Here is a 19,573-nt window from a genome sequence, read left to right on the forward strand (position 1 = left end):
AATATCCAACATTGATGTTGAATGCCAGACCGCTTTCGCGAGCAAGCCCGCTTCCACAGGGGGCCGCTACCACTGTAAGTATGGCTTACAGGATATAACGGGACAGATCTTCGTTCTGCGCCAATTCACCGAGGTGGCTGTTGACGTAGTCGGCGTCGATCACAATGGCTTTCTCATCGTGGGCGCTGGCCAGGTCGCCGGCGCTGAACGACACTTCTTCGAGCAGGCGCTCTAGCAAGGTGTGCAGGCGACGGGCACCGATATTTTCGGTCTTCTCGTTGACCTGCCAGGCGATCTCGGCGATACGCTTGATGCCGTCCGGCTGGAACTCGATGACCAGGCCTTCGGTTTTCAGCAGTGCGCAATACTGTTCGGTGAGCGAGGCATGCGGTTCGCTGAGGATGCGCTCGAAATCTTCCGGCGTCAGTGCCTTGAGTTCGACACGAATCGGCAGGCGACCTTGCAGCTCAGGCACCAGATCGCTCGGCTTGCTCAAGTGGAACGCACCCGACGCGATGAACAGGATATGGTCGGTCTTGACCATGCCCAGCTTGGTGTTGACGGTGCAGCCTTCGATCAGTGGCAGCAAGTCACGCTGCACGCCTTCACGGGAAACGTCGACGCCACCGGAATTGCCGCGCTTGGCGACCTTGTCGATTTCGTCGATGAACACGATACCGTGCTGCTCGACCGCTTCCAGAGCCTTGGCCTTCAACTCTTCTTCGTTGACCAGGCGACCGGCTTCTTCGTCACGCACCAGTTTCAGCGCTTCCTTGACCTTGATCTTGCGGTTCTTGCGCTTGCCCTTGCCCATGTTGGCAAACAGGCTCTGAAGCTGGTTGGTCATTTCTTCCATGCCCGGTGGCGCGGAGATATCGACGCCGGACACTTCGGCGACTTCGATTTCGATCTCCTTGTCGTCCAGCTGACCTTCACGCAGGCGCTTGCGGAACAGCTGGCGGGTGTTGGAATCGGCCGACGGCGCAGCGTCTTCGTTGTTGAAGCCCATACGCGCCGGAGGCAGCAGGGCGTCGAGGATGCGTTCTTCGGCAGCGTCTTCGGCGCGATGGCGGACCTTGGTCATTTCCTGTTCGCGCAGCAGCTTGATCGCCGCATCGGCCAGGTCGCGAATGATCGATTCGACGTCGCGGCCGACATAACCGACTTCGGTGAACTTGGTCGCTTCGACCTTGATGAACGGTGCGTTGGCCAGTTTGGCCAGGCGACGGGCGATCTCGGTTTTACCGACACCGGTCGGGCCGATCATCAGGATGTTCTTGGGGGTTACTTCGACGCGCAGCTCTTCAGGCAGTTGCATCCGGCGCCAGCGGTTACGCAGGGCGATGGCGACGGCGCGCTTGGCATCGTCCTGGCCGATGATATGGCGATTGAGTTCGTGGACGATTTCACGGGGAGTCATGGACATAGTAATGGGTGGTCCTCAAGCAAGAATGAGCCGTGGCGCGATGGCCTGCACAGGCTTATTCAGCGAGGTCCTGCTCCTCAATAGTGATGTTGTGGTTGGTGAATACGCAGATGTCGCCGGCGATGCCCAGGGCGGTTTCGACGATTTCCCGGGCCGACAGGTCGGTTTTCTTCAGCAGGGCGCTGGCCGCGGCTTGCGCGAAGCCGCCACCGGAACCCATGGCGATCAGGCCTTCTTCAGGCTCTACCACGTCGCCGTTGCCGGTGATGATCAGGGAAGCGTCTTTGTTGGCAACCGCAAGCATGGCTTCGAGGCGGCTGAGGGAGCGGTCGGTGCGCCATTCCTTGGCGAGTTCGACGGCGGCGCGAACCAGGTGACCCTGATGTTTCTCGAGCTGGCCTTCGAAACGTTCGAAGAGGGTGAAGGCGTCAGCGGTAGCCCCGGCAAAACCGGCGATCACCTGTCCGTGGTACAGGCGGCGAACTTTCTTCGCGTTGCCTTTCATCACGGTATTGCCCAGAGAAACCTGGCCGTCGCCGCCCATGACGACTTTGCCGTGGCGGCGAACTGAAACGATGGTGGTCAAGGGAGAGTCTCCACACAGCGGGGCGAAAGTGCCTTATGCCAACTCATATGGGGGTGGTGGAGCGTTTTTCAACTGCGAGGTGGGGCGGGGGACGAGCGGTGTGTTTTCTGCGAGAGGTGTGTGATGGGTGCTGACGCCAGTCGCGAGCAAGCCCGCTCCCACATTGGATCTGTGTTGTTTGCAGGCACTATGGCAAACGGAGATTCAATGTGGGAGCGGGCTTGCTCGCGAATGAGGCGGCCCGATGTCTCAGGCTACCCATGGCATTTGCCCCAACACAATTTGTTGAAGCAGTGCCTTTATCGGCTTTGACGTTGTTGTAACAACAGGTTGCTGAAACCGCTGCCAGCCAGTTGTTTCTGGGCGGTGGTCAGTTGCTCGCGGTTGCTGAACGGGCCGACCAGAACCCTGTACCAGGTCTCGTCTTTAACGGTGCCGGATTCAACCGACACGGCCTGACCCAACAGAATGATCTGCGCACGCACCTTGTCCGCGTCAGCTTCTTTGCGGAACGAACCGGCCTGCAGGAAGAACTTGGTCACGGGCGCCGCTTTGGTGACGGGCGGCGCTGGCGGCGGAGTGATCCCGGCCAGTGCGGCCTGAGCCCGCGCCGTGTCGATCTTCGCCGCTTCAGCCGGCGTTACAGGCGTCGTCGGAATGGCCGGCACTTGTGGCGTCGGCAGGGTTTTCTCCGGCACGGCATCCGGCGGCACGATGACTTCCGATTCCGGCAGCAGGGTGTAGAAGTCGTACTTCGGCTTCGCTGGTTGCGTCGGGCTCGGCGGGGTCTTGTTGGCCTCGGCAATCTTGGCTTTCTGCTGCTCGATCTTTTCGCGCTTGACGCTCTCGCTGCCCTTGCCCGGCTCCAGTTTCATCAGGAAAACAATGAACGCGCCGACGGTCAGGCCGATGGCCATCCACAGCCAGCCCGGGATCGGTTGTTTTGCAGGAGCTTGGTAACGGCTGGCGCCACGCTTGGGTGCAGGTTTTTTCTTGGCAGCCAACTTACATACGCTCCAGAGTTTCCAGACCCAAGAGTTCCAGGCCTTGCTTGAGAGTGCGGCCGGTCAGCGCGGCGAGGCGCAGACGGCTCTGCATTTGCGCCGGGGTGTCGGCGCTGAGGATCGGGCAGTTCTCGTAGAAGCTGGAGAACAGGCCGGCGACATCGTACAGATAGGTGCACAGGATGTGCGGCGTGCCCTTGTCGGAAACGTTGTTCAATATTTCGCCGAACTGCGCCAGTTTCGCCGCCAGTTCGTGTTCATGCGCCGCTTCGAGGACGATCTGGCCTTCGACTTCGTTGAAGTCCTTGCCGAGTTTGCGGAACACACCGGCCACGCGGGTGTAGGCGTACAGCAAGTACGGCGCGGTGTTGCCTTCGAAGTTCAGCATCAGGTCGAAGTTGAAGCTGTAGTCGCTGGTGCGGTGCTTGGACAGGTCGGCGTATTTCACCGCGCCGATGCCCACGACCTTGGCGATGTTGCGCAGCTCGGCTTCAGCCAGCTCCGGGTTCTTGTCCTTCACCAGGGTGTAGGCGCGTTCCTGGGCTTCGGTCAGCAGATCAATCAGTTTTACGGTGCCACCGTCACGGGTCTTGAACGGGCGGCCATCGGCGCCGTTCATGGTGCCGAAGCCCATGTGTTCCATTTCCATCGGATGGGTCACGAAACCGGCCAGGCGCGCGACCTGGAACACTTGCTGGAAGTGCAGGGCCTGACGCTGATCGACGAAGTACAACGCGCGATCGGCTTTCAGTACGCCGCTGCGGTAGCGCACGGCCGCCAGGTCGGTGGTGGCGTAGAGGTAGCCACCGTCGGCCTTGACGATGATCACCGGCAGCGGGTCGCCATCGGCATTCTTGAACTCGTCGAGGAACACACACTGGGCGCCGTTGCTTTCGACCAGCAGGCCGGCGGCCTTGAGGTCGTTGACCACGTTGATCAGGTCGTCGTTGTAGGCGCTTTCGCCCATCACGTCGGCCATGGTCAGTTTGACGTTCAGCAGTTCGTAGATTTTCTGGCAGTGGGACAGCGAGATGTCCTTGAACTTGGTCCACAGCGCCAGGCAGTCCGGGTCGCCGGCTTGCAGCTTGACCACCAGGCCACGGGCACGATCAGCGAACTCTTCGGATTCATCGAAGCGTTGCTTGGCGGCGCGGTAGAAGTTTTCCAGGTCCGACAGCTCGTCGCTGGTGATCGGGTTTTCCTGCAGGTACGCCATCAGCATGCCGAACTGGGTGCCCCAGTCGCCAACGTGGTTCTGACGGATCACGGTGTCGCCGAGGAATTCCAGTACCCGCGCCACGCCGTCGCCGATGATGGTCGAGCGCAAGTGGCCGACGTGCATCTCTTTGGCCAGGTTCGGTGCCGACAGGTCGACCACGGTGCGCTGCACCGGGCCGGCCTTGCGCACGCCGATGTGATCGTCGGCCAGGGCCGCGTCCAGGCGAGTGGCCAGGGCTTGGGTGTTCTGGAAGAAATTCAGGAAGCCAGGGCCGGCGATTTCGGTCTTGGTGACGTTTTCGTCGGCCGGCAATGCGGCGATGATTTTCTCTGCCAGGTCGCGCGGCTTCATGCCGGCCGGCTTGGCCAGCATCATCGCGATGTTGCTGGCGAAATCGCCGTGGGTCTTGTCGCGGGAGTTTTCCACCTGGATCGCCGGCGACAGGCCTTCAGGCAACACACCTTCGTTGACGAGTTGGGTGATGGCTTGTTGGATCAGCTGGCGAATGGTGTCTTTCATGGTCTTCTCTTTCGACCGCAAGCGCGGCGGCGCTTCAATGCGCTGGTGGAAAAACTGGGCATTATCCGTTGCGAAGGCGGGCTTGCCAACTATAGCGGGCAGGTTGTGGACATGTGGTGACTATTCGGGCGTCTTCGCGAGCAAGCCCGCTCCCACAGTTAATCTGCGGTGTTCATACATTATGTGTCTGGCACAAAACCCCTGTGGGAGCGGGCTTGCTCGCGAAAGCAATCTTCCAATCAATACAAATCGACCGGATCAACATCCAGCGACCAGCGTACCGCCCGCCCGCTCGGCATCTGCTCCAGCATCAGCAACCAACTGCTTAATAGCCGATGCAGCGGCGCCCGAGCCGAGGCCTGCAGCAACAACTGCGCCCGATAACGCCCGGCCCGGCGTTCCATCGGCGCCGGCACCGGCCCCAGTAGCTCGATCCCGGGCAGATTGTGTTCAGCTAACAAACGCTCCGCCTCGCTGCACGCTTCATCGAGGAAACCTTCGGCCTGCCCCGGTTTGTGCGCTTCGGCCCGCAGCAGTGCCAGATGCGCAAATGGCGGCAGGCCGGCAGAGCGGCGTTCGCTCAAGGCTTGTTCGGCGAAAGCGAAGTAGCCCTGCTCGGTCAGTTGCACCAGCAGCGGGTGGTCCGCCAGATGCGTTTGGATAATTACTTTTCCCGGTTCTTCGGCCCGGCCCGCGCGGCCTGCAACTTGGACGATCAGTTGCGCCATGCGCTCGCTGGCGCGGAAGTCGCCGGAGAACAGGCCGCCGTCGGCATCGAGAATCGACACCAGCGTCACCCGTGGGAAGTGGTGACCTTTGGCGAGCATTTGCGTGCCCACCAGAATGCACGGCTGGCCCTTCTGAATCGTCGCGAACAACTGAGTCATCGCGTCTTTGCGCGAAGTGCTGTCACGGTCGACCCGCAGCACCGGGACGTCCGGAAACAGAATCCCCAGCCGTTCCTCGGCGCGCTCGGTGCCGGCACCCACGGGGCGCAAATCGACCTTGCCGCATTTCGGGCAATGCCGGGGCACGCGTTCGACGTAGCCGCAATGATGGCAGCGCAGTTCGCCGGAGCGTTGGTGCACGGTCATGCGCGCATCGCAGCGCTGGCACTCGGACATCCAGCCGCAGTCGTGACACAGCAAGGTCGGCGCGAAGCCACGGCGGTTGAGGAATACCAAAACCTGCTGGCCGGCGGCGAGGGTCTGACCAATAGCCTGTTGCATCGGCCCGGAAATGCCGCTGTCCAGCGGACGACTTTTTACGTCCAGGCGCAGGAAGCGTGGTTGCTTGGCGCCACCGGCACGCTCGTTCAGGCGTAGGAGGCCGTAACGACCGGTGTAGGCGTTGTGCAGGCTTTCCAGTGAAGGAGTGGCGGAGCCGAGGACAATCGGGATGTTTTCCTGCCGGGCGCGGACCAGTGCCAGGTCGCGGGCGTGGTAGCGCAGGCCTTCCTGCTGTTTATAGGAGCCGTCGTGCTCTTCGTCGATGATGATCAGGCCGGGATTTTTCATCGGCGTGAACAGCGCCGAACGCGTACCGATAATTATGTCGGCGTCGCCATCCCGGGCGGCGAGCCAGGCTTCAAGGCGCTCGCGATCGTTGACCGCCGAGTGGATCAGCGCAATGCGCGCATTGAAGCGCTGCTCGAAGCGCGCCAGGGTCTGCGGGCCGAGGTTGATCTCCGGGATCAGCACCAATGCTTGCTTGCCGGCTTCAAGGGTTTCGCGGATCAGCTGCAAGTAAACTTCGGTCTTGCCGCTACCGGTGACGCCGGCCAGCAGGAAGGCGTGATAACTGTCGAACCCGGCGCGAATGGCTTCATAAGCGGCGCGCTGCTCGGGGTTGAGTGGTAATTCAGGCTGCGCCAGCCAGTGTTCATGACGTGCGCCAGGGGCGTGCTTGCGGATTTCTACCTGTACCAGGTCTTTGGCCAGCAGCAAATCGAGGCTGTCTTTGCTCAGCATCAGTTTGCTCAGCAACTGATGGGCGACGCCGTGGGGATGCTGGGACAGCGTCGCCAGCGCCTCACGCTGACGCGGGGCGCGGGCGATGCGTGGATCATCGAGGCTGGCGCCCGGCGCGGCGGACCAGAAGCGTTCCTGGCGCGCTTCGGCCAGTTCGCCCTGACGCAGCAACACTGGCAGCGCCCAGCTCAGGGTGTCGCCGAGGCTGTGCTGATAATACTGGGAGGTCCACAGGCATAGCTTGAACAGCGCTGGCGGCAGGGGCGGTGTGGCATCGAGCAGGGCCAGGGCGGGTTTGAGCTTTTCTATTGGGACTTCGCTGGTGTCGGTGACTTCCACCAGAATTCCGATCATCTCGCGTCGGCCGAACGGCACCCGCAGGCGCATGCCGGGGTGCAACTGGGCGCGCAGGACACCGGCCGGGGCACGGTAATCAAACAGGCGACGCAGAGGCGAGGGCAGGGCGAGGCGCAGAATGGCGTCGGGCACGCGGGGGATTCTCTTTGGGCGGGCAATAAATGAAAGGCTGGGCATAACCCGTGGAAGCGAACTTGCTGTCAGGTGCCATGAATGCTGACTGATAGGCCCTCTTGGCGAGCAAGCTCGCTCCTACAGGGAGTGTGCTTTGGACCGGGAGCCTAGCAGACGGTCGGTCTGAGTGACAGCTTGCGTGATTTGAAACGTCTGGTAGAATCCGCGGCCTAATTACGTGCGGTATTCAACAATAGTGTTGAGTGGCGGCACGCTAGCCTGAGGAATACACCATGAAAGCCGATATCCATCCAGCATACGAAACCATCGAAGTAACTTGCAGCTGCGGCAACAAGTTCGAAACTCGTTCGAACCTGTGCAAGCCACTGGGTACTGACGTATGCAACGAGTGCCACCCGTTCTACACCGGTAAGCAGAAGACTCTGGATACTGGCGGCCGTGTACAGCGCTTCGCAGACCGTTTTGGTGCTTTCGGCAAGAAAGCTCCTGCTGCTGCAGAGTAAGGTTACAAAGCCCGATGGGCTTTTCCTTGCTGATGAAAAAGGCGTCCCTTGCGGGCGCCTTTTTTGTGTCCGCGATTTGGCTTTCCGGTGCCCAGGCCTTCTGCCCGGCGCCCGGCGGGCTGACGTCGGTCGCGGTGCAACGGGTGGTGGATGGCGACACGCTGCGCCTGAGCGATGGTCGCAGTGTGCGCATGATCGGTTTGAACACGCCGGAGCTGGGCAAGAAAGGCCGCTCCGACGAGCCATTCGCCGTAGCAGCGCGCAAACGCCTGGAAGTGCTCGTAGCCGCCAGTGACGGGCGGGTTGGTTTGCTCCCCGGTAAAGAGAGCAAAGATCACTACGGCCGCACATTGGCTCATGTCTACAGCGCCGAGGGGGCCAACCTTGAAGCGCAGATGCTCGCCGAGGGCCTCGGTTTCCAGGTGGCGGTCGCGCCAAATGTCGACCTGGTCGGCTGTCAGCAGGCGGCGGAACGCAGCGCACGTCAGGCCGGGCTCGGGGTGTGGCGCCAGTCACCTGTACTGAAAGCGGAGCAGATCAATGCTGGCGGTTTCGCCGTGCTCAGCGGTCGTGTGAGCAAGGTTCAGCGCAATCGTGGTGGGGTTTGGATCGAATTGCAGGATTCGGTTGTATTGCGCGTTGCACCCAATTTACTGGGTCAGTTCGACGTCGCATCACTAGAGCGGCTGAAGGGCAAGCAGATCGAGGCCCGTGGCTGGGTGGTAGATCGATCGCGACGTGGTGGACTTAAAGATGGCCAGGCGCGCTGGCTGTTGCCATTGACCGACCCGGCGATGCTTCAAGCGGCACCTTGATAAAAAATTGTAGACATTTTTTATATCGATTGTGAACAGTCTATCCCTTGTGTTCCGTGGCTCTTGGTCCAAAGTCGTAAGGCCGGGCGCTTGACAGGGGTGACTGGTCAGTCTTGTGGGGACTTTGCGACACGCGTATCCTCGGCGGTCCGTCTGTCCAACAGTAAAAGCGGAATGCCCACATGTCTGATTTGAAAACTGCCGCTCTCGAATATCACGCCCATCCTCGTCCAGGGAAGCTGAGTGTCGAGCTCACCAAGGCCACCGCTACCGCCCGCGACCTGTCGCTGGCCTACAGCCCCGGCGTAGCCGAACCAGTACGCGAAATCGCCCGCGATCCTGAACTGGCCTACAAATACACCGGCAAAGGCAACCTGGTTGCAGTCATTTCCGATGGCACCGCAATTCTCGGCCTGGGTAACCTCGGCCCATTGGCTTCCAAGCCTGTAATGGAAGGTAAAGGCGTGCTGTTCAAGCGCTTCGCCGGCATCGACGTTTTCGACATCGAAGTCGACTCCGAAAGCCCGCAAGCCTTCATCGACACCGTCAAGCGTATCTCCATCACCTTCGGTGGCATCAACCTGGAAGACATCAAGGCACCTGAGTGCTTTGAGATCGAACGCGCTCTGATCGAGCAGTGCGACATTCCGGTATTCCACGATGACCAGCACGGCACTGCGATCGTTACCGCGGCCGGCATGATCAACGCCCTGGAAATCGCTGGCAAAACCCTGGCTGACGCCAAGATCGTCTGCCTGGGCGCCGGTGCTGCTGCCATCTCCTGCATGAAATTGCTGGTGAGCATGGGTGCCAACATCGAAAACATCTTCATGGTTGACCGCACCGGCGTGATCCACTCCGGCCGTGACGACCTGAACCAGTACAAGGCTGTCTTCGCTCACGCGACCGACAAGCGCACCCTGGCCGACGCCCTGACCGGTGCCGACGTGTTCGTTGGCCTGTCCGGCCCGAACCTGCTGAGCGCTGAAGGCCTGAAGTCCATGGCGGCCAACCCGATCGTGTTTGCGTGCTCGAACCCTGATCCGGAAATCTCGCCGGAACTGGCTCACGCCACCCGTGACGACGTGATCATGGCCACCGGCCGTTCGGACTACCCGAACCAGGTCAACAACGTTCTGGGCTTCCCGTTCATCTTCCGTGGTGCCCTGGACGTTCGCGCCAAGCGCATCAACGAAGAAATGAAAGTGGCTGCTGCCAACGCCCTGCGCGAACTGGCCAAACTGCCAGTCCCTCAGGAAGTGTGCGACGCCTACGGCGGCATCAAGCTGGAATTCGGTCGTGAGTACATCATTCCGAAGCCAATGGATGCACGTCTGATCACCGTGATCTCCGACGCCGTGGCCAAGGCCGCGATCGAGACCGGTGTGGCGACCCTGCCGTATCCGAAGAACTACCCGCTGAAAAGCGTGGATGACGTGTTCAACGGCTAAGTCGTTGTAGCGCTTCAACAGAAAGCCCCGGCTCTTGTGAGTCGGGGCTTTTTTTCATCTGTGGTTTTTGTGGTGTCTGTCCGGGCCTCTTCGCGAGCAAGCCCGCTCCCACAGTGGATTGTCGGTGTGCATGCGATCTGTTGTGCAGCACAGATACCTGTGGGAGCGGGCTTGCTCGCGAAGAGGCCGGGTCAGTCAACGCAAAATGTGAGGCAATAAAAAGCCCCGCGCTTCTCTCGAAGGCGGGGCTTTTTGCATTGCGTCAGGCGATCAGAACAAATCGATCGGCGCCGCCTCGTCCGCTGGCAGCGGGCTGCCCGGCGCATTGCCGTTGCCCAGCTCGTTGACCGAGGGTGGCGTATCTTCGGCCTTGAACAGTTCGAAGTAGGCCCCTGGCGTGCCTGGAGTGGCTGCACGGCCGCTGATCGGGTCGACCCGAAGGCTGAGGATGCCTTCCGGCTCCGTCTGGGTGTGGGGCGGCTTGTCTTTGAGGGCGGCACCCATGTAGCTCATCCAGATCGGCAGCGCGACGGTGCCGCCGAACTCGCGTTTGCCCAGGCTTTCCGGTTGGTCGAAGCCGGTCCAGACGGTGGTCACGTAATCGGCGTTGTAGCCGGAGAACCAGGCGTCCTTGGATTCGTTGGTGGTGCCGGTCTTGCCTGCGATGTCGCTGCGACCCAGTGCCAGTGCGCGGCGGCCGGTACCGAGCTTGATCACGTCCTCGAGCATGCTGTTGAGGATAAACGTGGTGCGGCCGTCGACAATGCGTTCGGCCACGGCCGGCGATTGTGCTGCTGGCTGGGCGGGTGACGTTTCATCTACGGTCGCGGCGACCGTGAAGGCATCGGCGACCGGAGCCGCGATACCGTCGCTGACTACTTCGCCTTTTGGCACGCTCGGCGGGTTGGCGACGAACAGCGTGTCGCCGTTGCGGCTTTCGATCTTGTCGATGATGTACGGGGTGATTTTGTAGCCGCCGTTGGCGAAGGTGCTCCAGCCGGTGGCGATTTCCATTGGCGTCAGCGTCGCGGTGCCCAGCGCCAGGGACAGGTTGCGCGGCAGGTCCTGCTTGTTGAAGCCGAACTTGCTGATGTAGTCGATGGTGCGGTCGACACCCAGCGCTTGCAGCAGGCGAATCGACACTAGGTTGCGCGACTTGTACAGCGCTTCGCGCATACGGATCGGGCCGAGGAAGGTGTTGGTGTCGTTCTTCGGGCGCCAGACCTTGTCCAGGTATTCATCGACGAACACGATCGGTGCGTCGTTCACCAGGCTGGCGGCGGTGTAGCCGTTATCCAGCGCGGCGCTGTAGACGAACGGCTTGAAGCTAGAGCCCGGTTGACGCTTGGCCTGCATGGCGCGGTTGTAGTTGCTCTGTTCGAAGGCAAAGCCACCGACCAGGGAGCGGATCGCGCCGTTCTGCGGGTCGAGGGACACCAGGGCGCCCTGGGCCTGCGGAATCTGGCTGAACTTCAGTGAATTGTCCGGCTGGCGCTGTACGCGAATCAGATCACCCACCTGCGCGACGTCAGACGGCTGCTTCGGGTTGGCGCCCATGCTGTTGGTGTTCAGGAACGGACGGGCCCATTTCATGGTGTCCCAGGCGACGTGTTCTTCCCCGGTGCGGGTCAGCACTTGCAGGCCGGCCTTGTCGACCTGGATGACGATGGCTGGCTCAAGGCTGCTGATGGTGCGCTGCTTGGTCAACTCGGTAGCCCAGGCTTCGCGAGTCTTGCCCGGCAGACGCGACTCGGGGCCGCGATAGCCGTGACGCTGGTCGTAGGTCATCAAGCCTTCGTGGACCGCCGTGTTGGCCATTTCCTGCAGATTGCTCGGCACGGTGGTGGTCACGCGGAAACCTTCGGTGTAAGCGTCGCTGCCATAACGGCCCACCATTTCGGCACGGGCCATTTCAGCGATGTATGGTGCGTTCACTTCCGGGGTCGGAACGTGATAGCTGGCGTTCAGGGGCTCGTTGATCGCCGTGGTGTAGTCGGCCTCGGTGATCTTGCCGAGCTTGTACATGCGGCCCAGGATCCAGTCGCGACGTTCCTTGCTGCGAGCCGGGTTGGCCAGCGGGTTGAAACGCGACGGGGCTTTTGGCAGGCCGGCGATCATCGCCATCTGCGCCAGGCTGACGTCACGAATCGACTTGCCGTAATAGACCTGCGCCGCCGCTTCGATGCCGTAGGCGCGGTTGCCCAGATAGATTTTATTGACGTACAGCTCAAGGATTTCATCCTTGGTCAGCTGCCGTTCGATCTGCAGGGCCAGGAGGATTTCAGTGGTCTTGCGAGAGAAGCTTCGTTCGCTGGTCAGGAAGAAGTTCTTCGCCACCTGCATGGTGATGGTGCTGCCGCCGGACTGGATGTGGCCGCTTTTTACCAGTTGGGTGGCGGCCCGCATCAGGCTGCTAGGATCAACGCCATAGTGGTTGGCGAAATTGTCGTCTTCAGCACTTAGTAACGCATTAATGAAATTGGGGGGAATGTCGGCGAACCGGATCGGAGTACGGCGCATTTCGCCAAATTCTGCGATCAACTTGTCGTCGCTGCTGTATACCCGTAGAGGAATCTGCAACTGAATGCTTCTCAGGGCCTCCACGGACGGCAATCCGGGACTAAGGTAGAGAAATGCGCCACTCAGACCGAGGAGCAGTCCGCAGAAAACGGCGACGATGGACCAACCGAAAAATTTCAGCAGACGAATCAAGGCTTTTGGACATCCAGGGCAAAGAATGAATTAGGCAGCAGGTCCAGGCTAAAGGGAGAACGACCTGCGCTTGAAGTAAAAAGCGGAAAAAAGCGCTGGGCATTATAAGCATTTTTCCGTCGAGGGCGTCATTTGCGCTGCTGTCAAGACGGGTGGTTTGAACGCAATGCATATTACAGAGTCCGTAACTCACGGATAGTCATAGGGAATTGGTAGTGCTAGGACTCTTCAATAAAAAGGCCAATACGCTTCTGGGGATCGACATCAGCTCCACGTCGGTGAAACTTCTGGAGCTGAGCCGTCAGGGCGACCGCTACCGGGTCGAGGCCTACGCGGTTGAGCCTCTGCCCGCCAGCGCGGTGGTCGAGAAAAATATCGCCGAGCTCGAAGGCGTGGGTCAGGCACTTGCGCGGGTGCTGCTAAAGGCCAGAACCAGCCACAAGAACGTCGCCGTGGCCGTGGCCGGTTCGGCGGTGATCACCAAGACCATCGAGATGGATGCCGGTCTTTCCGACGACGAGATGGAAAACCAGCTGAAGATCGAGGCCGATCAATACATCCCTTATCCGTTGGACGAGGTCGCCATCGACTTCGAAGTCCAGGGCGTATCGGCGCGCAACCCTGAGCGGGTCAATGTGCTGCTGGCGGCCTGTCGCAAGGAAAACGTCGAGGTTCGTGAAGCGGCGCTGGCCCTGGCTGGCCTGACGGCACGAGTGGTCGACGTGGAAGCCTACGCGCTGGAGCGCTCCTACGGATTGCTGGCGGGGCAGCTGGCTGCCTCTCAGGAGCGTCTGACGGTCGCGGTGGTCGACATCGGCGCGACCATGACCACCCTGAGCGTGCTGTACAACGGGCGGATCATCTATACCCGCGAACAATTGTTCGGCGGTCGTCAGCTGACGGAAGAAATCCAGCGTCGTTACGGCTTGACCGTCGAACAGGCGGGCCTGGCAAAGAAACAGGGCGGTTTGCCGGACGATTACGTCAGTGAAGTGCTTCAGCCGTTTCGCGACGCATTGGTGCAGCAGGTGTCACGTTCGTTGCAGTTTTTCTTCGCCTCGGGTCAGTACGCATCGGTCGATCACATCCTGCTGGCCGGTGGTACCGCTTCGGTCCCGGGGCTGGATCGTTTAATCGAGCAGCGATTGGGTACGCCAACCCAGGTAGCCAACCCTTTCTCCAACATGGCCCTGAGCAGCAAGGTCAATGCCGGTGCCCTGGCCAGCGACGCGCCGGCACTGATGATCGCCTGCGGACTCGCGCTCAGGAGTTTCGACTAATGGCGCGGATCAATCTTTTACCGTGGCGCGAAGAGCAGCGGGAAGAGCGCCGCAAACGCTTTTTGCTGACGTTGGTCGGTGTGGTGGTGGGGGCGGTGGGCGCGATTTTGATCGCGAACCAGGTCATCAGCGCTGCCGTCGACCGGCAAATCGCCCGTAATGAATACATTGGCAAACAGATTGCCGTGGTCGACGAGCGGATCGAACAGATCAGCGACCTCAAGGCCCGTCGCAAGCAACTCGTTGAGCGCATGCGCATCATCCAGGACCTGCAAGGCAACCGGCCGATCAGTGGGCGGATTTTCGATCAGCTGGCGCGTACGTTGCCCGATGGCGTTTATTTCACCGAGGTGAAAATGGCCGACAAGACCTTGTCCATTGCAGGTGCGGCGGAGTCCAACAATCGTGTATCAGACCTGATGCGTAATCTGGATGCGTCCGACTGGTTCGACGCGCCCAGCCTTACGGAGGTCAAAGCGACCACCGCCGGTCAGCTGGATCAGGCCAACGTCTTTCAGTTGACCGTTCGTCAGACGCAGCCTGCCGCTGTGGAGGGCGGCAAATGAGTCTGTCCGAATGGTTCGAAGGCCTGCGCAAGATCGACATCAATGATCTGGATACCAACAACCTCGGCTCTTGGCCGCCAGCGATCAAGGCTCTGGCGGCTGTTCTGGTCATGATTCTGGTGCTGGCGCTGGGCTACAGTTTTTCCACGAGTGATCTTCAGAGTCACCTCGAGCTCAAGCGCGAGGAAGAGTCGACCCTCAAGGAGCAGTTCGCCAACAAAGCGCGCATGGCGGCGAATCTGGAGCTGTACACCCAGCAGATGAAGGAGATGGAAAACTCCTTTGGCGTGCTGCTGCGCCAGCTGCCCAGTGACACCGAAGTGCCTGGCCTGTTGGAGGACATTACTCGCACCGGCCTGGGCAGCGGCCTGGAGTTCGAGGAGATAAAGTTGTTGCCGGAGGTCACCCAGCAGTTCTACATCGAACTGCCGATCCAGATCACCGTCACCGGTGCCTATCACGACCTGGCCACTTTCGTCAGTGGCGTGGCCGGGCTGCCGCGGATCGTTACCCTGCATGACTTCGACCTTGCTCCGGCCAACCCCGAGGGCGGAACGAAACTGCGCATGAGCATCCTGGCCAAGACGTACCGCTACAACGACAAGGGGTTGCAGAAATGAACCCGATCCGTTGTTTTTTGGTGGCGTTGATGGTGGTTGGTCTCACCGGTTGTGGCAGCGACAATGACTTCAGCGACCTGGATGCGTACATGAACGAAATGCGACTGCGCGCGCCGGGCAAGATTGAACCAACGCCGACATTCCGGTCTTACCCGACATTCACTTACAGTGCAGCGAACCTGCGAAGTCCGTTTTCCCGGCAGGTCAGAGTGGATCTGGCGGGTCAGAAACACGGCTCGCGCAATGTCAAACCCGACCCCGATCGGGTCAAGCAGTACCTCGAAGGTTTCAACATCGAGCAGTTTGAAATGGTCGGCACGATCTCCAATGCCAATGGCTCCTTTGCGCTGCTGCGCGGAGCGGGCAGTGTGCATCGGCTGAAAGTCGGCGATTACCTGGGGCGCAACGATGGGCGGATCGTCGCCATCAGCGGTTCCCAAGTCGATGTGGTCGAGATCGTTCCCGATGGCGAAGGCGCCTGGCTGGAGCGTCCGCGGACCATCCCTTTGAAAGAGCACTCATAGTGGAACTCGAATAATGAACAGGATTTTCTCCACCTTCGGTATATCGCTATGGATAGCGTTGATGTCGCCGATGGTACAAGCGGCCACCCTCAAAACGCTGGATGTCGCATCGCTGCCGGGGGACCGTGTCGAGTTGAAGTTGTCGTTCGATGAGCCGCCCCCGACGCCCCGCGGGTACACCACGGAGCAACCGGCACGGATAGCGCTGGATCTGCCCGGCGTTGTCAGTCAGCTGGCGAACAAGAATCGCGACCTGGGCGGCGGCAATGCTCGCACCGCGACAGTGGTCGAAGCCAAGGACCGCACGCGGCTGATCATCAATCTGACCCAATTGGCCCCGTATAGCGCACGAGTTGAAGGCAATACCCTGTTCGTCGTAGTCGGGCAAGGGGCCAGCAAAACGGCGTCCAGGCCAGCGACTGCGGCGCCGCGGGCAGCCACTGCCACGCCTGCCCCTGCCAAAGCCTATGCGCCGGTGAGCAAGGCTATCCGAGGCGTGGATTTCCAGCGCGGTACCCAGGGTGAAGGCAACGTGGTCATCGATCTGTCGGATCCGTCCATCGCTCCGGACATTCAAGAGCGCGACGGCAAGATCGTCCTCGGTTTCGCCAAGACCCAATTACCTGAGTCATTGCGTGTACGCCTGGACGTCAAGGATTTCGCCACGCCGGTGCAATTCGTCAATGCCAGCGCCACGGGCGATCGGGCTACGATCAGCATCGAACCCAGCGGTGCCTTCGATTACTCGACTTACCAGACTGATAACAAGCTCACCGTCAGTATCCGGCCAATGACCGTCGACGACCTGCAGAAACGCAACGCTGAGCGTTTCGCCTACAGCGGAGAAAAACTGTCGCTGAATTTCCAGGACATCGAAGTGCGCTCGGTGCTGCAATTGATCGCCGATTTCACCAATCTCAATCTGGTGGCCAGCGATACCGTGCAGGGCGGCATCACGCTGCGACTGCAGAACGTGCCGTGGGATCAGGCGCTGGATCTGGTGCTGAAAACCAAGGGCCTGGACAAGCGCAAGATCGGTAACGTCCTGCTGGTGGCGCCGGCCGAAGAAATCTCCTCCCGTGAGCAGCAGGAACTGGAGTCGCAGAAGCAAATCGCTGATCTGGCGCCCCTGCGTCGCGAGCTGTTACAGGTTAACTATGCCAAAGCTGCCGACATTGCCAAGCTGTTCCAGTCGGTGACAAGTGCTGAGGCAAAAGCCGATGAACGGGGCTCGATCACGGTTGATGAGCGGACCAACAACATCATTGCCTACCAGACCCAGGACCGCCTCGACGAACTCCGTCGTATCGTCGCGCAGCTGGATATCCCGGTGCGTCAGGTGATGATCGAGGCGCGAATCGTCGAAGCCAACGTCGACTATGACAAAAGCCTCGGCGTGCGCTGGGGCGGATCAATCCAGAACAAGGGCAACTGGAATACCTCGGGCGTCAGCAACGGGGGTGAAGGTTCGTCCACTATTGGCACACCGGGCAGCACCAGCACCAATACGCCATTCGTCGATATGGGCACCGCTGCCAATACCTCGGGGCTTGGCATCGCCTTCATTACCGACAACGTGCTGTTGGACCTTGAGCTGACCGCCATGGAGAAGACCGGCAACGGCGAAATCGTCTCGCAGCCCAAGGTGGTTACGTCCGACAAGGAAACCGCGAAAATCCTCAAGGGCACCGAAATTCCCTACCAGGAAGCCAGCTCCAGTGGCGCGACGTCAGTGTCGTTCAAGGAGGCTTCGTTGTCTCTGGAAGTGACGCCGCAGATCACCCCGGACAACCGGATCATCATGGAGGTGAAGGTCACCAAGGACGAACCGGATTACCTGAACAAAGTGCAGGATGTACCGCCGATCAAGAAAAACGAGGTCAACGCCAAGGTGCTGGTCAACGACGGCGAGACCATCGTGATTGGCGGTGTTTTCTCAAATACTCAGAGCAAGGTTGTAGATAAGGTGCCATTTCTCGGTGATGTGCCGTATCTTGGCCGCCTTTTCCGGCGTGACGTGGTTTCGGAGAAAAAATCCGAGCTGCTGGTATTTCTCACTCCGCGTATCATGAACAACCAGGCGATTGCTGTGAGTCATTGATTCTGTGCGAAATTTGATTCTTGTTGGACCGATGGGGGCTGGAAAAAGCACCATCGGCCGGTTGCTGGCCAAAGAGCTGCGCCTGCCGTTCAAAGATTCCGATAAGGAAATTGAATTGCGCACGGGCGCCAATATCCCGTGGATCTTCGATAAGGAAGGCGAACCGGGCTTTCGTGACCGCGAGCAGGCGATGATTGCCGAGTTGTGCGGGTGCGACGGCGTGGTGCTGGCGACTGGCGGCGGGGCCGTCATGCGCGAAGCCAATCGTCGGGCGCTGCACGCCGGTGGTCGGGTGGTCTATCTGCATGCGTCTGTCGAGCAGCAGGTCGGCCGCACTTCCCGCGACCGCAATCGACCCTTGTTGCGTACCGCCGACCCGGCCAAGACCCTTCGGGATCTGCTGGCGATCCGCGATCCGCTGTATCGGGAAATTGCCGACCTGGTGGTGGAAACCGATGAGCGGCCGCCGCGAATGGTGGTACTCGATATTCTCGAGCGCTTGCAGCAGCTACCACCCCGTTAATGCGCAGCGCGAAATGCGCTATCCTCGGCGTCCTGTCACGGCCGCTCAAAGGTTGTGGCGGATGGCTACCGAACGGCGTCGCACCAGCAGAGGCCGTGGACATTCGTTAACTCAAGGCAGGACGCCTGATTCCATCTTCACTGTGGGGACACATGCAGACACTCAAGGTCGATCTAGGCGAGCGCAGCTACCCGATTCATATTGGCGAAGGTTTGTTGGATCAGCCTGAGCTGCTGGCCCCGCATATTCGCGGACGGCAAGTGGCGATCATCTCCAACGAGACCGTTGCGCCGCTCTATCTCGAGCGTCTGACCCGCAGCCTCGCACAGTTTTCGGTGGTTTCCGTGGTGCTGCCCGACGGCGAAGCCTTCAAGACCTGGGAAACCCTGCAACTGATCTTCGACGGTCTGCTGACCGCGCGGCACGACCGCCGCACCACGGTGATCGCCCTCGGTGGCGGCGTCATTGGTGACATGGCCGGTTTTGCAGCTGCCTGCTACCAGCGCGGTGTCGATTTCATCCAGATCCCGACCACGCTGCTGTCGCAAGTCGACTCTTCGGTGGGCGGCAAGACCGGGATCAACCATCCGCTGGGCAAAAACATGGTCGGCGCGTTCTATCAGCCGAACGTGGTGCTGATCGATACCGCCACCCTCAATACCTTGCCGGCCCGCGAACTGTCCGCCGGGCTCGCTGAAGTCATCAAATACGGGCTGATCTGCGACGAACCGTTTCTTACCTGGCTCGAAGAAAACGTCGATCGCCTGCGCGCCCTGGATCAGGTCGCCCTGACTTACGCCATCGAACGTTCCTGCGCCGCCAAGGCTGCGGTGGTCGGTGCCGACGAGCGGGAGACCGGCGTGCGCGCCACGCTCAACCTGGGTCATACCTTCGGCCACGCCATCGAAACCCACATGGGCTATGGTGTCTGGCTACATGGTGAGGCGGTCGCTGCTGGCACCGTAATGGCTTTGGAAATGTCCCAGCGCCTGGGCTGGATCAGCGAACAAGAGCGCGATCGCGGCATTCGCCTTTTCCAGCGCGCGGGTCTGCCGGTCATCCCGCCTGAAGAGATGACTGAAGCCGATTTCCTCGAACACATGGCAATTGACAAGAAAGTGATCGACGGTCGTTTGCGCCTGGTGCTGCTGCGCCATATGGGCGAAGCGGTGGTGACCGACGATTATCCGAAAGAGGTTCTACAGGCCACGCTGGGAGCGGATTACCGCGCTCTGGCTCAGCTTAAAGGTTAATAAGATCCC

Annotated in this window: 16 protein-coding genes; 10 read left to right on the top strand and 6 right to left on the bottom strand. The window is 60.4% G+C overall.

Annotated features, from left to right (window positions below; all coding sequences use genetic code 11):
• Window positions 1-85 precede the first annotated feature (85 nt).
• The 5 genes from hslU to ACA055_RS01875 form a co-directional block, all read right to left on the bottom strand.
• On the bottom strand, window positions 86-1,426 hold the full coding sequence (hslU, locus tag ACA055_RS01855; protein ID WP_497682103.1) for an ATP-dependent protease ATPase subunit HslU: 1,341 nt from the start codon (window positions 1,424-1,426) through the stop codon (window positions 86-88).
• Between the two features lie 55 nt (window positions 1,427-1,481).
• The gene (hslV, locus tag ACA055_RS01860; RefSeq protein ID WP_497682104.1) at window positions 1,482-2,012 is read right to left on the bottom strand and encodes an ATP-dependent protease subunit HslV; all 531 of its coding nucleotides are present in this window, start codon (window positions 2,010-2,012) and stop codon (window positions 1,482-1,484) included.
• 299 nt (window positions 2,013-2,311) lie between these two features.
• Window positions 2,312-3,016 carry an SPOR domain-containing protein gene (locus ACA055_RS01865; RefSeq protein ID WP_497682105.1) on the bottom strand — a complete coding sequence of 235 codons (705 nt, stop codon included), beginning with the start codon at window positions 3,014-3,016 and terminating at the stop codon, window positions 2,312-2,314.
• Between the two features lies 1 nt (window position 3,017).
• The gene (argS, locus tag ACA055_RS01870; RefSeq protein ID WP_497682106.1) at window positions 3,018-4,754 is read right to left on the bottom strand and encodes an arginine--tRNA ligase; all 1,737 of its coding nucleotides are present in this window, start codon (window positions 4,752-4,754) and stop codon (window positions 3,018-3,020) included.
• A 239-nt stretch (window positions 4,755-4,993) separates the two neighbouring features.
• Window positions 4,994-7,213: a primosomal protein N' gene (locus ACA055_RS01875; protein WP_497682107.1), complete on the bottom strand. Its 2,220-nt coding sequence runs from the start codon at window positions 7,211-7,213 to the stop codon at window positions 4,994-4,996.
• A 275-nt stretch (window positions 7,214-7,488) separates the two neighbouring features.
• Between ACA055_RS01875 and rpmE the strand changes: the two genes are divergently transcribed.
• From rpmE to ACA055_RS01890, 3 genes are all read left to right on the top strand, one after another.
• Entirely contained in the window at window positions 7,489-7,719 is a 231-nt protein-coding gene (rpmE, locus tag ACA055_RS01880) for a 50S ribosomal protein L31 (RefSeq protein ID WP_008080648.1), read from the top strand.
• Window positions 7,720-7,733: 14 nt separating this feature from the next.
• Complete coding sequence (locus ACA055_RS01885; RefSeq protein ID WP_497682108.1) at window positions 7,734-8,534, top strand: thermonuclease family protein; 801 nt, start codon at window positions 7,734-7,736, stop codon at window positions 8,532-8,534.
• Window positions 8,535-8,716: 182 nt separating this feature from the next.
• Window positions 8,717-9,985, top strand: a complete 1,269-nt coding sequence (locus ACA055_RS01890; RefSeq protein WP_201115270.1) for a malic enzyme-like NAD(P)-binding protein — start codon at window positions 8,717-8,719, stop codon at window positions 9,983-9,985.
• A gap of 270 nt (window positions 9,986-10,255) precedes the next feature.
• On the opposite strand, the gene ACA055_RS01895 is transcribed toward ACA055_RS01890, so the two are convergent.
• Complete coding sequence (locus ACA055_RS01895; RefSeq protein WP_497684344.1) at window positions 10,256-12,694, bottom strand: penicillin-binding protein 1A; 2,439 nt, start codon at window positions 12,692-12,694, stop codon at window positions 10,256-10,258.
• Between the two features lie 218 nt (window positions 12,695-12,912).
• On the opposite strand from ACA055_RS01895, the gene ACA055_RS01900 reads away from it, so the two are divergent.
• The 7 genes from ACA055_RS01900 to aroB all read left to right on the top strand — a co-directional run bounded on the left by ACA055_RS01900 (window position 12,913) and on the right by aroB (window position 19,564).
• Entirely contained in the window at window positions 12,913-13,977 is a 1,065-nt protein-coding gene (locus tag ACA055_RS01900) for a pilus assembly protein PilM (RefSeq protein ID WP_497682109.1), read from the top strand.
• Window positions 13,977-14,543 carry a PilN domain-containing protein gene (locus tag ACA055_RS01905; protein WP_497682110.1) on the top strand — a complete coding sequence of 189 codons (567 nt, stop codon included), beginning with the start codon at window positions 13,977-13,979 and terminating at the stop codon, window positions 14,541-14,543. The genes ACA055_RS01900 and ACA055_RS01905 overlap by 1 nt, the downstream gene beginning before the upstream one ends.
• Window positions 14,540-15,163 carry a type 4a pilus biogenesis protein PilO gene (gene pilO, locus ACA055_RS01910; protein ID WP_497682111.1) on the top strand — a complete coding sequence of 208 codons (624 nt, stop codon included), beginning with the start codon at window positions 14,540-14,542 and terminating at the stop codon, window positions 15,161-15,163. Before ACA055_RS01905 ends, pilO begins: the two co-directional genes overlap by 4 nt.
• Window positions 15,160-15,687, top strand: coding sequence for a pilus assembly protein PilP (locus ACA055_RS01915; protein ID WP_497682112.1), 528 nt, complete (start codon window positions 15,160-15,162; stop codon window positions 15,685-15,687). Before pilO ends, ACA055_RS01915 begins: the two co-directional genes overlap by 4 nt.
• Before the next feature lie 13 nt (window positions 15,688-15,700).
• Window positions 15,701-17,788 carry a type IV pilus secretin PilQ gene (locus ACA055_RS01920; RefSeq protein ID WP_497682113.1) on the top strand — a complete coding sequence of 696 codons (2,088 nt, stop codon included), beginning with the start codon at window positions 15,701-15,703 and terminating at the stop codon, window positions 17,786-17,788.
• A gap of 4 nt (window positions 17,789-17,792) precedes the next feature.
• Window positions 17,793-18,311: a shikimate kinase AroK gene (aroK, locus tag ACA055_RS01925; protein WP_010464421.1), complete on the top strand. Its 519-nt coding sequence runs from the start codon at window positions 17,793-17,795 to the stop codon at window positions 18,309-18,311.
• 152 nt (window positions 18,312-18,463) lie between these two features.
• On the top strand, window positions 18,464-19,564 hold the full coding sequence (gene aroB, locus ACA055_RS01930; protein WP_497682114.1) for a 3-dehydroquinate synthase: 1,101 nt from the start codon (window positions 18,464-18,466) through the stop codon (window positions 19,562-19,564).
• Window positions 19,565-19,573: the final 9 nt, after the last annotated feature.

It is taken from the genome of Pseudomonas sp. LBUM1657 (assembly GCF_059716075.1).

Excerpts from the sequence above, each read along its gene's own strand:
- rpmE (WP_008080648.1), top strand. The coding sequence starts at position 7,489 with ATGAAAGCCGATATCCATCCAGCATACGAAACCATCGAAGTAACTTGC.
- ACA055_RS01885 (WP_497682108.1), top strand. The coding sequence starts at position 7,734 with ATGGGCTTTTCCTTGCTGATGAAAAAGGCGTCCCTTGCGGGCGCCTTT.
- aroB (WP_497682114.1), top strand. The coding sequence starts at position 18,464 with ATGCAGACACTCAAGGTCGATCTAGGCGAGCGCAGCTACCCGATTCAT.
- hslU (WP_497682103.1), bottom strand. The coding sequence starts at position 1,426 with ATGTCCATGACTCCCCGTGAAATCGTCCACGAACTCAATCGCCATATC.
- ACA055_RS01890 (WP_201115270.1), top strand. The coding sequence starts at position 8,717 with ATGTCTGATTTGAAAACTGCCGCTCTCGAATATCACGCCCATCCTCGT.
- argS (WP_497682106.1), bottom strand. The coding sequence starts at position 4,754 with ATGAAAGACACCATTCGCCAGCTGATCCAACAAGCCATCACCCAACTC.
- pilO (WP_497682111.1), top strand. The coding sequence starts at position 14,540 with ATGAGTCTGTCCGAATGGTTCGAAGGCCTGCGCAAGATCGACATCAAT.
- ACA055_RS01920 (WP_497682113.1), top strand. The coding sequence starts at position 15,701 with ATGAACAGGATTTTCTCCACCTTCGGTATATCGCTATGGATAGCGTTG.
- ACA055_RS01915 (WP_497682112.1), top strand. The coding sequence starts at position 15,160 with ATGAACCCGATCCGTTGTTTTTTGGTGGCGTTGATGGTGGTTGGTCTC.
- ACA055_RS01905 (WP_497682110.1), top strand. The coding sequence starts at position 13,977 with ATGGCGCGGATCAATCTTTTACCGTGGCGCGAAGAGCAGCGGGAAGAG.